Below are 1,028 nucleotides of genomic sequence, written 5' to 3' on the forward strand. Positions count from 1 at the left end.
CGCCCGGCCGTCCGTCCGCCCCTGGCCGCTGCGCCTGGCCGCCGCCGGGACGTTCGGTCCCACCCAGCGCGCCGCCCGGCTGCTGCGTGCGCCCGCGGAATTCCTCGCGCGAGGCCGCCTGGCGCTGCCGGTCGCCCTGGTAGCGGTTGCGCACCTCGTCACCGCGATAGGCGACGCCCTGGCGATGCGTGGTGTCGTGCTGCCAGCGATTGCCCGAGCCGACATTCGTCCGGCTACGGTCGACGTTGCGGTTGATGTTGTTCACGCGGTCGACGTCGACATTGATGTCGCCGCGGCCCCAGTTCGGGCTCGACCAGCCCCACAGGCTGCCGACGATCGCGGCCCCCCCGGCGAAGGCCATGCCGGTCAGCAGCGCGCTGCCGAGGCCCCAGCCGGCCGGGGGCGGGTAGTAGGCCGGCGGGCTCGCCGGATAGGGCCAGGATCCGTAGACGACATTGGGATTGTAGGCCGGCACGTAGACCGTCTCGGGCTGGGTGGGCGCGATGGTGATGACCTGCGGCGGCGGTGCGACCGCCGGCGCGGGGGCACCAGCGGGCGGCGCCGTGATCACGTTCTGCGTCACCGTCACGGTCTGCTGCGGCCCGGATTGCAGCGCGCCCGCCGCCTGGGCGCGTTGGCGCAGCACCTGGACGGCGTTGAACACGTCCTGCTGCTGCGCGAGCACCGCGTCGCCGACCTGCTGCGTCCATTCCAGCTGGTCGTTCATCATCGCCAGCACCTCGGGGAAGGGGACCAGCGACTTCACGCTGGCGTCCCAGGGCTGGTCGGCCAGCGCCTGTTCCAGCGCCTGGCCGCTCAGCCCGGCATTGCGGTCGCGCCAGCGCTTCGCCTGCACGATCTCGAGCGGGTAGGTCGCCGCCATCAGCATCTGCGTCAGCAGCGTGTCGGGATGCAGCGCGATCGGCGCGAGGAGCTGTTCGAGCTGCGCCTGGCTCAGCCGGTCCTGCCCCGGCGCGGGGGCCAACGGCGCCGGCGCCGCCGTGCCGGGCGCCGCGCCCTGCGCACCG

General features: G+C 73.8%; 1 protein-coding gene. It reads right to left on the reverse strand.

All coding sequences use genetic code 11. From position 1 onward, the window contains the following. On the reverse strand, positions 1-1,028 hold a 1,028-nt coding region (locus HW577_RS25520; protein ID WP_198378881.1), incomplete at both ends, for a DUF3300 domain-containing protein.

The organism is Neoroseomonas rubea (assembly GCF_016106015.1).
GTDB lineage: Bacteria > Pseudomonadota > Alphaproteobacteria > Acetobacterales > Acetobacteraceae > Neoroseomonas > Neoroseomonas rubea.